General features: G+C 62.6%; 12 protein-coding genes. 4 read left to right on the top strand and 8 right to left on the bottom strand.

Annotation, left to right across the window (positions count from 1 at the left end):
• Positions 1-8: 8 nt before the first annotated feature.
• Positions 9-851, top strand: coding sequence for a VOC family protein (locus F3J19_RS23850; protein WP_167046988.1), 843 nt, complete (start codon positions 9-11; stop codon positions 849-851).
• Between the two features lie 229 nt (positions 852-1080).
• A complete protein-coding gene (locus F3J19_RS23845) occupies positions 1081-1842 on the top strand; it encodes an IclR family transcriptional regulator C-terminal domain-containing protein (RefSeq protein WP_167046987.1) in 762 nt (253 codons plus the stop codon).
• Positions 1843-1921: 79 nt separating this feature from the next.
• Here F3J19_RS23845 and F3J19_RS23840 read toward each other — a convergent pair whose 3' ends face one another.
• From F3J19_RS23840 to F3J19_RS23815, 6 genes are all read right to left on the bottom strand, one after another.
• A complete protein-coding gene (locus F3J19_RS23840) occupies positions 1922-3208 on the bottom strand; it encodes an Nramp family divalent metal transporter (protein ID WP_167046986.1) in 1287 nt (428 codons plus the stop codon).
• Positions 3209-3395: 187 nt separating this feature from the next.
• Positions 3396-4484, bottom strand: coding sequence for a porin (locus tag F3J19_RS23835; RefSeq protein ID WP_167046985.1), 1089 nt, complete (start codon positions 4482-4484; stop codon positions 3396-3398).
• Between the two features lie 69 nt (positions 4485-4553).
• The gene (locus F3J19_RS23830; protein ID WP_167046983.1) at positions 4554-5897 is read right to left on the bottom strand and encodes an MFS transporter; all 1344 of its coding nucleotides are present in this window, start codon (positions 5895-5897) and stop codon (positions 4554-4556) included.
• Between the two features lie 53 nt (positions 5898-5950).
• Positions 5951-6940, bottom strand: coding sequence for an amidohydrolase family protein (locus F3J19_RS23825; RefSeq protein ID WP_167046980.1), 990 nt, complete (start codon positions 6938-6940; stop codon positions 5951-5953).
• Between the two features lie 32 nt (positions 6941-6972).
• Complete coding sequence (locus F3J19_RS23820) at positions 6973-7902, bottom strand: MBL fold metallo-hydrolase (protein WP_167046977.1); 930 nt, start codon at positions 7900-7902, stop codon at positions 6973-6975.
• A 65-nt stretch (positions 7903-7967) separates the two neighbouring features.
• Positions 7968-9416, bottom strand: coding sequence for an aldehyde dehydrogenase (locus F3J19_RS23815; RefSeq protein ID WP_167046974.1), 1449 nt, complete (start codon positions 9414-9416; stop codon positions 7968-7970).
• A gap of 217 nt (positions 9417-9633) precedes the next feature.
• On the opposite strand from F3J19_RS23815, the gene F3J19_RS23810 reads away from it, so the two are divergent.
• Positions 9634-10419, top strand: a complete 786-nt coding sequence (locus F3J19_RS23810) for a coniferyl-alcohol dehydrogenase (RefSeq protein WP_167046971.1) — start codon at positions 9634-9636, stop codon at positions 10417-10419.
• Here the strand turns inward: F3J19_RS23810 and F3J19_RS23805 are convergent.
• Positions 10398-11381 carry a helix-turn-helix domain-containing protein gene (locus F3J19_RS23805; RefSeq protein ID WP_167046968.1) on the bottom strand — a complete coding sequence of 328 codons (984 nt, stop codon included), beginning with the start codon at positions 11379-11381 and terminating at the stop codon, positions 10398-10400. The two genes, F3J19_RS23810 and F3J19_RS23805, sit on opposite strands and share 22 nt — an antisense overlap.
• Positions 11382-11644: 263 nt before the next feature.
• Between F3J19_RS23805 and F3J19_RS23800 the strand changes: the two genes are divergently transcribed.
• Positions 11645-12310 carry a hypothetical protein gene (locus F3J19_RS23800; RefSeq protein WP_345889850.1) on the top strand — a complete coding sequence of 222 codons (666 nt, stop codon included), beginning with the start codon at positions 11645-11647 and terminating at the stop codon, positions 12308-12310.
• Positions 12311-12460: 150 nt separating this feature from the next.
• Here the strand turns inward: F3J19_RS23800 and F3J19_RS23795 are convergent, their stop codons facing one another.
• Positions 12461-13402, bottom strand: a complete 942-nt coding sequence (locus tag F3J19_RS23795; RefSeq protein ID WP_167046966.1) for a LysR family transcriptional regulator — start codon at positions 13400-13402, stop codon at positions 12461-12463.
• Positions 13403-13744: the final 342 nt, after the last annotated feature.

Raw genomic sequence — 13744 nt, 5'->3', positions numbered from 1 at the left:
AAATAATCATGTCTACTACGCTTCAGCAGGCAACGCCTGCAAGACTGCATCACCTCCATATCGTATCGGCCGAGCCGCACCGGCTCGCCGATTTCTATCGCAAGCAGCTCGATCTGGTGGACGTCACGTTGCCCGACGGCAGGATCGTCCTGACCGGACCGGGGCGCGCGGTGGAAATCAGCGATTCCCTGAGCGGACGCCAGCCGTGTTCGTGCTTCGTGGTCGATACCGAGGCAGACCTCGCGGCGTTGCGTCAACGTCTGGTTGCGCGCAACGTCACGTGCGAGCCGGCCGATAGCGTGCTGTATCGGCCCGGTGCGTTCATGATTCGCGACCCGCAGGGGCGATGCGTGTCCTTCGGTCTCACGGCGGGGTCGCCTTCGCGCGATGGCTTGCCCGCGCGTCTTCAGCACACCGTGTTCCAGACGACGGAGCTCGAACGCGTCGTGGCGTTCTACACGGAGACCGTGGGCTATGCGATTTCCGACGAAGTAGTCAGCGACGACGGCAAGACGATGGTCGTCTTCCTGCGGTCGGACGACGAGCATCACTCGCTGGCGTTCTTTCAGGGCAGCCAGAATGTCTGGGATCACCACTGCTACGAGACGAACGAGTGGAACGATATCCGCGACTGGGGCGACCGCTTCGCCAGGGCCGAAGTGCCGATCTTCTTCGGTCCGGGGCGGCATGGTCCCGGCGACAACCTGTTTTTCATGGTGACCGATCCGGACGGCAACCGGCTGGAGTTCTCCGCGGAACTGGTTCGCGTCGGCGTTGGCGACACGCCCGGAGTTTGGCCGCACAACGAACGTACGCTGAATTCGTGGGGACGTGCCTGGGTTCGGACCTGATGCCTGCCCCTGCATGGTTCGTATGGTCCGTGTGAAGCGGCATGATTCCCCGGCAGTCTCCCGGCCACGTTCGATGCAATGCGAACACGAACCCTGGAAGCCGGGGCGCGGCGCTCCCCGACAACGGTCTTGTGCCGTCATCGAGCGCCGTGTAAACGCGAGTACCTATCTGGCGGAAATTATCTCATGATGAGAAAATCAGTTTCCCGTCAGCTACCGATTTCCCGCCATGTCCGCATCTGACCGTTCCCTCTCCGTTCTGAAACTGTTCACGGTCGAACATCCGGAATGGACTGCCGAAGAGGTGGCCTCGGAACTCGAGGTGGGGATCGCCACCGCCTACCGCTATCTCGCCGCGCTCGACGAGGCGGGACTGGTTGCGACCACGCGGCCTGGCCGGTACGGACTGGGGCCGACCATCACCCAGCTGGACCGTCAGTTGCAGTTGACCGATCCCTTGCTGATCGCGGCACGTCCCGTCATGGAAGATCTCTCCACTTACGCTCCGCCCGGGTCGGTCGTGCTGCTATGCCGCGCGGTCGGCGACGACGTGCTGTGCATTCATCGCGTCAATGCGAAGGGTAGCCCGACGGCGATCAGCTACGAGCGCGGGCGGCCGATGCCGCTTTTCTACGGCGCGACTTCGAAGATGCTGCTCGCGTACATGCCGCCCCGGCGGATCAAGGCGCTCTTCGAAAACAATACCAAAGCGATTGCGAAGGCCGGGTTGGGCCGCACGCTGCCGGCATTCCGCTCCGTGCTGACGGAATGGCGCAGACACGGCAGTCTCGTGACGCGCGGGGAAGTGGATGCGGGACTCGTCGGGATCGCCGCGGCCGTGCTGTCGTTGGACCGGGTGGGAATCGGCAGTATCAGCTACGTGGTGTCGGATGAGACAGACGAAAAAATGATCGCCCGCCTGGCCGCGTTGGTGTCGACCGGCGCACGCGAAGTCGAAACGGCTTTGCGTGCCGAGGCCGAAGCGGTTTAACCGGCGGGCGGGTCACGCGGGGCGCTCATCGGCTCACGCGCTTAGCTGCTTACCCGCTACCCGCTAACTGTTCGCCCGACTAGCCGCTTACCGCTTGCCACAACAGGACGCCGTTGAGAACCAGCACCAGCACAGTCGCTGCAATGGCGAGCACGGTGACGGACCTGTGGTTGTGGTGCTCACCCATGACGCTGCGGCGCGAGGTGAACCAGACGAGCGCGATCATCGGCACCGGCAACGCGAGGCTCAGAACGATCTGGCTGGCGATGAGCACGGTGGTGACGTCGAGACCCGATGCAATCACGACGATGGCCGGAACCACGGTGAGGCCCCTTCTGAGCCACAACGGAATCCGGTATCCGACGAATCCCTGAACGATGATCTGCCCGGCCAGCGTGCCGACCACGGAACTCGATATGCCCGACGCGACCAGCGCGATCAGGAAGAGAGTGCCGGCGAACGCACCGAACAGCGGCGTCAAAAGCCGCGTTGCCGAGGCAATATCGGCCGTCTCGGCGTGTCCGTTGTGAAACGCAACCGACGCGATGACGACCATGACCATGTTGATCAACCCTGCCGCGCCCAGCGCGACGATTACCTCGATGTTCGATAGTCTGATCCGCGCGCGTGGCTCGCGTACGGCACCGGCCGATACGCGGTTCTGGGTCAGGCATGAATGAAGGAACAGCGCGTGCGGCATGATCGTCGCGCCGACTATGGCGACCGCGAGACCGAGTGCGCCGTGATCGGTGAAACGCGACGGGATGCTGTGCGCCCAGACCGATGACCAGTTCACCGGCATCCGCGATACCTCGACGAGATACGCCATCCCGATCACGCTCACGAATGCGCCGATCACGAGTTCGAGCGGCCTGTAACCGCGCGTTTCGAGTTGCAGAAGCGAGTAGGTGGCGGCGACGGTCAGCAGCATGGCGTTGAGCAGCGAGAGATTGAAAAGCAGGGAGATGCCGATCGAACTGCCGATCACCTCTGCAAGGTCGGTTGCGATGGCGGCCGCTTCGCAGAGAAGCCAGAGCGCGATGACGTAGCGGCGAGGCAAGCTGTCGCGGCAGATATCGGCAAGATTGCGGCCCGTCACGATGCCGAGCTTTGCCGACAGCGACTGGAACAGCATTGCCACCACGCTGGCGAGCAGAACCACCCAGAGCAGTTCGTCGCCGTATCTTGCCCCGGCCTGAAGGTTGGTGATGATGTTGCCCGGGTCCAGATAGGCGACAGAGGCGACGAGGGCAGGGCCGGATGCACCGAGAAGCGCGCGCAGGCCGCTTCGGTAACCGGTGGCGGGTTGCCGAAGCGGCAGGGCCGGGGTGCCGAGAACGGCGCCGCCGCGTGTTGTTGGGTTCATGACGCCACGCGTAGAAGGGAGAGGACTCAAAAGAGACGGGCCGCTGTCTTATGGCGACCCGATGAAGGTGCGGGAATGTCGGTGGCCCCGGATTCGTATCGGGCAGCGCGGCAATGCTTTGCAGCAGTACCGTGCCGCCATGCCGCGCAGGATCGCCGCGAGTTCAGACACGAACTCAGACGCGAGTTCAGAACGTGGTGGTCATCCCGATTCTGGTCAGCAACTGCGAGCCTGTGCTCGACGGTGCGCTCAAGCCGTTGATCCAGGCGGTCGCGCTGCCGTTGCTGCCCGTCGCCCGCTGATAGATACCTTCCACGTAGACGCTCGTGCGTTTGGACAACGAGTACATGACCGACGCAGCAACTTCATGGGCTTTGTTGTCCAGGAGCACGGCGTTGCCCTGCATGTACTGGTAATCGGCGCCGAGCGACCAGAACGGCGTGACGTGCCAGTTCGCGCCGATCTGGACCATATCGATCTGGCCGCCTGTCAGCGTGTTGCGGGTGTTCGTATAGAGCAGATTGGCGAGAACCTTGCCGGTATCGTATTGGGTGCCGACTCCCCAATTGCGGATGCCATCGTGGCCGTTGCTCATCTCTGGATACTTGATCTCGGTATAGGCGGCGGCGATGCCGAATCCGCCGTGCCGGTATTCGAGCGCCGCGCTGACGGCATTGTCGGCCGATACGGAACCGGCGACATTGCCGAAGCCGTACATCATCCCGAACGAGAATCCGCTGTAATCGACGGACTGGTATTTGACGGAGTTCTGCATGCGCGACGATCCGCCGATGCGGTCGAAGTCCCATGAGCCGGTCGGATTGCCCGGAATGCCGAGGGTCTGGAAGGGGCCTTCGCGAAAGTTATAGAAACCGCCGGTGTACAGCGATGCGTCGTAGGACAGCAGCTGATCTTTCATGAAGTCGTATTGCGTACCGAACGTCAGTCGTCCCAACTGTGTATTCGACAGACCCACATAGGCGGTGCGGTTGAACAGCGCATTGGCGGTCGGAATGGTCGAGCCGTTCGCGAGAGAAAACTGGTTGACCAGTTCGAAAATGGCCTTCGTGCCGCCCCCCAGGTCTTCCTGGCCGAGAAAGCCAAGCATGTTGGGGTAATAGATGCCGTCGTCGAAAAAGGTCTTGCTCTTGCCGCCCGAATTGTTCACGTAGGTTATGCCGGCGTCCATCATGCCGAAGATGGTGACGGAGCTTTGAGCGGCGGCGCTGCCGCAGGCGAGCAGGGTAGCCGATGCGAGAATGGTGTGTCTGAACATGAGGGTTGTCTCCGGATTCTTGTTGTTTCTTGTTGTAGAAGGGCTGCCGCAGATCGGGCAGCCCGTCGTTCAATGCGTGGCGAATTCGGCGCGATCGACGGTGCGGGCGGCGCCGAGGCGGCTCATCGCGAGCATCACGAGCGACGCGCCGAGCACCGGGGCTGCCGTGGTGACGAAGATGTGCGCAACGGGCAGGCCCGTGGCGACCAGCGCGCCGACCGCAACGGGGCCGACGGCGCCGCCGAGGCGCCCGGCGGCAAGCGCCCAGCCCACGCCGGTCGAACGGATGGCGGTCGGATAGGTCATCGAGGCGATGGCGATCAGGCCCGAAGTGGCACCGCCGACGAACAGACCCGTGAGACCCGAGCACAGCGAAACCAGCGCGGTGTTAGGTGTACTGAGCCCTGTAAGCGCAAGAACGATGGCCCCGAGCGCATAGATCGCGGCGAGGAAGCGACAGGTGCCGAGGCGCTCCATCACCGCGCCGGCGATGGCGACGCCGATCGTGCCGCCCACGTTGTTCCAGGCGAGGACCGTGGACGCGGCGGCCACCGACATGGCCGCGCTACGCAGCAGCGTGCTGGCCCAGGCCAGTGTCGCGATCAAGGCGAGGAAGTTGAGGAAGAACGCGAGCCACAGCAGGGCCGTGAGCGGCGCGCGGCCGTCGACGAACAGATGCTTGACCGGCAAGCCCTTTTCCTGATGCTCATGGGTCGCGTAGCGCACCGGCTCGCCGGCGAGGGAAGAAGGCGCGAGACGCCTGACGATCCGCGCGATGCGATCGTCCCGCGCGCCGGACAGGATCAGCAGCCGCACCGATTCGGGCACGAAGAGCCACACCAGCACCGCGGCGGCGATCGGCACGATGCCGCTCAGATAGAACATGGCCCTCCAGCCATACTGCGGAATCACGATGCTCGCCGCAAAGCCGGCGATGACGCCGCCGGCCGGCATGGCGGCCCACAGCAGCGAGGCGATGCGGCCGCGATGGCGCCGGGAGACGTATTCGGTCGTCAGGCTGACGAGACACGGTGCCGCGCCGCCGAGTCCGATACCCGTCACGATACGCAGCACGAGCAGCGTGACGAATCCGGGCGCCGTCACCGTGCAAAGCGACGCCAGTCCGAACAGGCTCGCGCAGGCGATCAGCACGGTCTTGCGGCCGATGCGGTCGGCAACCGGACCGAGCAGCAGCGCGCCGATCATGAAACCGAGCTCGGAGCCGGCGAAGATGGGGCCGAGCTGGGCTGGTGTCAGCTTCAAGTCATTGGCGAGCAGCGGTGCGCTCAGACCCATGACCTGCACGTTGGCGCCATCCATCAAGGCGATCAGGAAGCAGATGGCGAAGATCGACGCCTGGAAGAGGCCGAATGGACGCTCATCGATGAGATCGTCTACGAGCACGGTTTTCATGATTGTCTCCTTGGTGTGATGTGTTGTATTTCAGGGTGGATTAGTCAGTCAGCCTAAGCATTCGCGCTGGCGAAGCGCGGAAAGAGCCGCAGCGCGTTTTCGCGCGCAATGGCCCGATGCTGTTCCGCAGTGAGGCCGTCGAGCGTGCGGAAATCCGCGATATTGCGCGCGACGTTGTGCGCCGGCTGGAACGGAAAGTCGGTGCCGACCATGATCTGCGAGAGCGGGGCGAGTGTGCGCAGCACGTCGAAGGTGGGCTGGTTGGCCGACATGGCGAGGTCGTAATAGAGCCCCTGCAATTCCGCGATGACCTCGGCGGATGGCTTGGGGCCTGGCTTCATGACCGGCATCGGCGAGAGCAGCGCGATCCGGTGCGCGATCGCGGCAAGCACGCCGCCCGCGTGCGGCACGATGAGCTTCAGATTGGCGCAGCGCTTGAGCGTGTCCGAGAACACGAGGTCGATAACCGTGCGCGCGGTGTCGCATGGGAACTCGAACAGCGGCGCCGGGCGTCCGAGTCCGACGGCCGAAAAGCAGGCCGGGGCGGTCGGATGCAGGAAGATCGTGGCGTGCCGTTCGTTGAGCCGGTCGAATATCGGTGCGAACGCGGGGTCGCCGAGGTACTTGCCATCGCTGTTCGTTTCGACGATCAGGCCGTCGAGACCCAGCTTGTCGAAGGCATAGTCGATTTCGGCGAGGGAGTCGGCCACGTGCGGCAACGGCAGCGTCATGAAGCCGCCGAAGCGGCCTGGGTAGTCGCGCCGGAGTTGCGCGATGTCTTCGTTGATGGTGCGGGCAAGCCGCACGCGCGCTTCGCGTCCGGAGAGGAAACTGACGCTCGGCGAGGACACGGAGAGCATCATGGTGTCGATGCCGTTTTCTTCCATGACGGCGGTGGCTTTTTCCGGGCTCCACTCGGGAACGGGGTAGCCGCCGTCGAGCGTGGCGAGGCCGGCGTCGTCGAGCGCCTTGCGGTAGGCCGGCGGCAGGCAGTGTGCGTGGACGTCGATGAGACCACACGTGCAGCGGTAAGCGGTGTTCATGATGAAATAGGTATCCTGATGGAGTGGGGCGCTCAGACTCGTTCGAGCTGGATCGGCGAGGGGAGCCAGTCGTAGCCGTCGCCGTTGCGGCGCAGATGCCCGCGCCCCGGAAACGGAAAGTGATACGAGAGGACCTGATGCTCCTGCTTCTCGATCCACTCCAGCACTCTCATGCGCGTGGCCGCCGCAATGGAACTGTCGTAGTCGAACAGGAACGCCCATTCCGGCCGCCTAAGCAGCAGCACCTGGTGATGGCAGAGGTCGCCCCAGCACACGAGCGTGTGCCCCTCGCTGGAGATTGCGTAGATCGTATGGCCGGGGCTATGGCCGGGCGTGGCATGAGCGCGGATGCCCGGCACGATCTCCTGGCCATCCTCAATGAATGTGATGACGTCGCGATACGGCGCGAGATTCTTGTGAGCGCCGTAGAAGTGGTCTTTCATATGGTCGGACATCGAATCGCGAATGTTCTCGAGGTTCGTCCAGTAGTCGACGTCGGCCCGGCTCACGGCGATGCGCGCATTCGGGAACAGCTTGCGGTCGTTGTCGTCGACGAGACCCCAGCAGTGGTCCGGGTGGGTATGGGTCAGGGCCACGATATCGATGTCTTCCGGCTCGATACCGGCCGCCCACATATTGATGATGGCGCGGCCGGTATTCGGGCCGAACGTCTTGACGCCCAGTTCGGCGTTGATGCCGACGCCCGTGTCGAACAGCACCAGATGCTCGCCGGTATTGACAAGGAGTACGTTCTGATCGAGCGCGATCGTTTCGGTCGGCAGGAAGGCCTGAAGCAGCAGGTCGTCGATTTCCTCGACATCGGCTTTCGGAAACGTGTTGCGCGGCGGGCCGAGGTGCAGCAGGCCGTCGGTCACGACCGTGCACTGAAAGCCGCCGAGATCGAAGCGGGTCCAGCCCGCCTGCAGCGCATGTGCGCGATCGTTCGTCGGATGTAGAGCCATGTGTTATTTCCTCGGTGGGTTGATTGCCGGCACGCGGGGCGTGTCGGGGTCGCTGTCGGGTTCGCTCAGATCGGAAAAGCGGGAGCCGTGGAGGCCACGGTGATCCACCGCAGCTCCGTGAATTCGGCGATACCGGCTTTGCCGCCGAAGCGTCCGTAGCCGCTACGGCCGGTGCCGCCGAACGGCATCTGCGGTTCGTCGCTGACCGTCGCGCCGTTGATGTGGCAGATGCCTGAGCGAATCTGCTTCGTGACCGCGAAGGCGCGTTCGATGTCGTTGCTGAATACCGCCGCGGACAAACCGAATTCCGAGTCGTTGGCGATCTCGACGGCGTGTTCGTCGTTCTCCGCCCGCATGATGCAAACGACGGGGCCGAACGTTTCCTCGTGGTAAATCGACATCTCGCGCGTGACGCCGTCGAGCACCGTGGCCGGCATGAATACGCCCTCAGCCTTGCCGCCGGCCAGCAGCGTGGCGCCTCGCGCCAGCGCGTCGTCGATGAGTTCGTTGATACGCGCACTGGCGCCGGCGCTGGCGAGCGCACCAAGCGGCGCGTCAGTGGTGCGCGGATCGCCCACGCTCAGGCGCGCGGCCTTGTCGGCGAGACGCGCGACGAAAGACTCGGCAATCGCGGGCGTGACGACGATGCGCTCGGTCGACATGCAGATTTGCCCCTGGTTGAAAAACGCGCCGAATGCAGCGGCGGCGACGGCGCGTTCGACATCGGCGTCGTCGAGTACGATCAGCGGAGACTTGCCGCCCAGTTCGAGCAGCACCGGCTTGAGTACACGTGCTGCCCGTTCGGCGATCAACTGGCCGACCCGGGTCGAGCCGGTGAAATTGATGCGCCGAACGGCGGGGTGCGCGATCAACGTATCGGCCACTTCGCCGGCCGCCGCCGGCGCATGTGTGATGACGTTGACTTCGCCGTTGCCGAGTCCGGCTTCGACGAGCACGTCCGCAATCAGCGAATGGGTCGCGGGACACATTTCCGATGCCTTCAGGATGACCGTGTTGCCGCAGGCGAGCGGCATCGCAATCGCACGCGTGCCGAGCACGATCGGCGCATTCCAGGGGGCGATGCCGAGCACGACGCCGGCCGGCTGCCGTACCGCAAACGACAGACGGCCTTCGTCCGACGGAACGACTTCGCCTGCGATCTGGGTTGTCATGCTGGCGGCTTCGCGGAGAATCGCGGCCGCGGCGAACACGTTGTGCTCGGCCCAGACGCGCGTCGCACCGGTTTCGCTCTGCATGGTTTCGACGAAGAGATTTTTCTTCTGCTCCATCAGGTCGGCGGCGCGCAGCAGAATCTCGCGCCTGATCGAAGGGCCGGTTCGGGACCAGACCGCGAAGGCGGCTTGCGCGGCATCGGCCGCGAGCCGGGCGTCCTCGATGCCGGCCGAGGCGGCGCGCGTGACAACCTGATTCGATTGCGGATTGGCACGATCAAACGTCGCGCCGGCAACGGCCGGCTGCGGGCGTCCCGCGATGAGCAACTGGACGGTTCTCAAGAGGTGTCTCCATGTGACAGGACTGTGTGGATGCGAATGTAGGAGAACCAACCTTGATCGACTTGCCTGATAGTGCAATTTCGCTGCGCACGTGCAGGACGGAATCGCGCCGACACTGCACTGTCAGGCAAGACGCGTAGCCGGGGGGCGACTAGAGTCGGCACGGTCGGCACCGGATTTCCGGCGCCATCGAGACAACCTCAAGGAGACGTCGAAAATGTCGTTGCAAGGCAAGACCATTTTGATCACCGGGGCCGCCTCGGGTATCGGCGCCGAGTGCGCGGCAACGGTCCGGGCGCAGGGCGCGCGCGTTATTGCGGTGGACCGGAACGAGCCCGCGGCGGGGCTGTGTGATCAGTTCATTCGGGCCGATCTTGCGCAAGCCGATTCGATCGATTCGGTTGCAAAGCAGGTTCACGGCCGATTGGACGCGCTGTGCAATATCGCCGGACTGCCGCCGACGAAAGGGCGCACACCCGTGCTGCAGGTCAATTTCGTCGGGTTACGCCAATTGACGCTGGCTTTGCTGCCGCTGATGAACGACGGTGCCTCGATCGTCAATCTGGCGTCGCTGGCGGGATTCGGCTGGGCCGATCAGATCGGTCAGGTTCGGGCGCTGCTCGGCGTGAGCAACCTGGAGGACGTCGATGCGTTCTGCGAAGCGAATGGCGTCGACGACGCGCGCGCGTACTTTTTGTCGAAGGAGGCGCTAATTGCATGGACACTGCAGATGCGCTGGGCGTGGCGTAGCCGCGGCATCCGCATGAATGCGATCAGCCCCGGGCCGGTGGAGACGCCCATTCACCAGGACTTTCTGAAGATGCTAGGCAAGCGGGCTGAGGAAGACATGCGGCTCGTCGAGCGCGCGGGGCGGCCCGACGACATTGCTCCGCTCGTGGCGTTTCTGTGCGACGACGGTAGCCGGTGGGTACGAGGCGTCAACATCCCGTGTGATGGCGGGATGGCGGCCAATATCCTGTGTCAGTCGAGCGGGCTCGGCTGAGTCGTGCCTCGCCGGTAGTCGCGGGGCGACACGCCGAACATTTCCTTGAAGGTGCGGCTGAAATGACCGGGGCTCACAAAGCCCCATTTCATCGCCAGCTGGGTAATCGAGCATTGCTGCAACGCCAGGTTGCCCAGATCGCGACAGACATGCATGAGCCGCAGCTGCAGGATGTACCGGGAGAGAGTGTGGGTGCCGCTATCGAATACCGTGTGCAGGTAACGCTTCGAGCAGTTCAGGTCGAGCGCGATTCGCTCAACGGTGAGTTCGGGATCGGCGAGATTCTGCTCGATGTATTCGATGATGCGTGTGCGCAGCATCCTCGGGTGCAGATGCTTTCTGGTTTCCGACACCTGATCCTGCAGTGCGATTCTGATCTGGGTAGTCAGGTCCTGCTCGATCGGGTCGGCCGATGCATCGGCATCGAGTTCCGGTGAGAGTTCGAATGCCTGCAGGCGATCGATGATGTAGCGGGACAGCGCGAGGCCCGCACCGCTATGGGAGGTCAGCGGATGGACCAGTGCGCAACGCTCGGTGAGCGAGAGACGCATCATGTCCTTTGGAATAGTCGCAATCGCTACGTGAATGGCATCGGGCGCATTCATCAGATAGGGGCGCGCGGTGTCGTAGATGGCCCAGTGCCCTGGAGAAAGCTTCGCCTTTAAACCATCCTGCTCGAATTCGGACGTACCTTCGAGCTGGATCGTCAGCTTGTACCGGCTGGAACTGGCCTCGCTTCCCGGCGTGTTTTCCACGCGATGCCCTTGGGCCGCCAGCCGGCAAAGCTGGATTTGCCCGACATCGGCATAACCGATCTGGCCCGAGAAGGACTCGCCGGTCGCTGGGTCGAAAAGCCGGCCGCCGAAACGCTCGCTGAAGCGTTCGCCGATCGCTCGCGCCCATTCGGTCGCCTGTCCCGCGGGCGGGATCGCTGCCGTGGAGACGGTAACGAAGTTCTTCATTCCCGGTGTCTCTGAAAAATTGAGAATATCAATATAATAATACTGAAATTTTTATCAAAATAAGATTTTTTTGTATAAGTATTCACCCTATTGGATGGGCTGGGTGCAAACGTCGGGAGACGGTGTTTCCCCCGTCTGGGCGAGGTCCGGCTCGATAGTTGAGGCAAATGGAATTCTGATGAGGAAACGCAGCTAATTATCTGGGCGCCAATATCGGTCATCATGCTGCCTGTGATTCACACTGAACGGGAGATGTTCGATGGGTGCAGAAAATTTATCTCGCGCTGCGATCGTGGCCAATGCTTTGCGCGGTATCGCGTGAGCCCGGCAGTCATCACATGGTAAGCCGCGACACTTCACATGAGCGGGAACGCGGACGTTTGGCCCGTTGGTGCAGGCGCTTTTCGATCCCGCTGCTGGCGTTGATTTCGGCGCTCGGTATCGCGTCCTGCAGCGGTAAACGCGAGCCGGACGCCGTCAGGAATATGACAATGAAACCTTCCATTACCTATTTGCATCTCTTGCGGCACACGCCATTTTTTACCGCGCTGACGACGGCTCAACTGCAATGGGTGATCGACCACTCGCACGAGTGGGAAGCGGACCCCGGTGCGGTGATTGCGAAATGCGACGGCACCGCGGACCCGGAAGCACCGTACTGGATTCTGCTCGATGGCGGATGGCAGGTTGAGTTCAAGGGACAGACGTTCCCCAGTGGCCACGCCGATCCCGGCAAGTGGTTTCGCTCGGTCGATGTGCCGGGCGGTGCCTGCGCACTGGTGACCAATGAGCATAGCTATGTGATGCGTATCGAGCGTCACGACATGCAGGCCATGCTCGATCAGGGATTCGGATTCCGTACTCACCTTGATAGTGGGGATGCGTATTACAGATCGATTTTCAATGCAGGCAAGAATGGGGCGCGTTGAATAGCCGGAAGGGTATCGCGGCGCGTGTCGTGGCGTGTATCGCCGCGATGCGTCAAACGGCTGACCGATCGGTCAGAGCGGCGGTTACCTGAAACGGATCGCGCCGGGCGTAGGCAAGGGAAGGGGGCTTCACGCGCTTGATCTGAAGACTCAGGATTGCTCTTCTCCCACAGGATGCTCCGGCGTGACGGAAGAACCCAGGCCGTTAAATAAATCGCCAACGGTTTGCCTGATCCAGCGGCATGCCGGATTGTGATGAAACCGCGCATGCCAGTACTGCCGAATGGTGAAGCAGGGCAAACCGATGGGAACCGGTAGCGCCCGTAGCGCGTTGCGCCTTTGCAATACGTCGGCGAGCAGGTGCGGAACGGTGGCGAGCAGATCGCTGCCGGCCAATATCTCTCCAATCCCCAGATAACTCGGAATGCGCAGATGCACCCGTCGCTGAGGTGCTTCCGTCTCGAGCATTTTCGTTACCGCCACGAATCCGCTGCCGGTCACCTGTACTTCCAGGTGCGCTTCGCTCAGGTAGCTCTTGAGCGTCAGACGCGGGCCGATCCGTGGATGACCGGTTCGCAATAGACAGACGACGTGATCGTCGAATAACTTTTGTTGATAGAAGCCAGCCTCGATATGCGGCATGTAGCCGATCGTCAGGTCGATTTCGCCGGTTTCGAGTTGCGTCGGCGTGTCCGCCGAAATATGCGACGTCTCGATGCGTACGTTCGGTGCCGTCACGCGGACTTGAGCCAGAATTTGCGGTAGCAATACCACCTGGCTAATGTCTGTCATCGCGATCCGGAAAACGCGCGCCGATGACATCGGATCGAATACGGCTTGAAGCGAGAGCGTGTATTGCAAGAGTCGAAGAACTTCGCGGATTGGCTCGATGAGCGCTTCCGCATGAGGTGTCGGGCGCATCCCCCCCGCTCCCCGAACGAAGAGCGGATCATTGAAACGGCGTCTTAGCTTGGAGAGACCGACGCTCAACGTGGGTTGACTCAGGGCAAGCTTTTCGGCTGCGCGAGATACGCTCCCGCCGGTATAGATTTCGTCGAAGATTTGCAGCAGCTTCAGGTCAATGTCATTCATTGCCAACATCCTTCAATCGTGTACTCGCGCGGTAGCGTTAGAGGCGCGCTCACGCCCATTCGCTCCTGAGGTATGCAATATCGGGGGCGTGGAGGACGCGGCGGAGGCTGCGTCTGCCGACGGGTACGATGCTCCGCTTGCAGCCCCGATGCGCGCTCGATGCGATTCCGCATCATGCATCCCCATCGATTGGCCGTCGATAAGCGGGTAAACGAGGATCGCGCCGGGAAGGCACTGGCAGTTATGCGGCTCATCAATCCGATGATTTGTCGCGCTACCCGGTGTATGGCCGGCAAGCCCGGTCACATCTTTCAACTCCCGAAAACGGCGTCAGCCTCTTGG

It is taken from the genome of Burkholderia sp. Ax-1724 (genome assembly GCF_011752995.1).
Lineage (GTDB): Bacteria > Pseudomonadota > Gammaproteobacteria > Burkholderiales > Burkholderiaceae > Paraburkholderia.
Note: the sequence above shows the minus strand (reverse complement) of the source record. Positions and strands in the feature narration are given on the sequence as shown.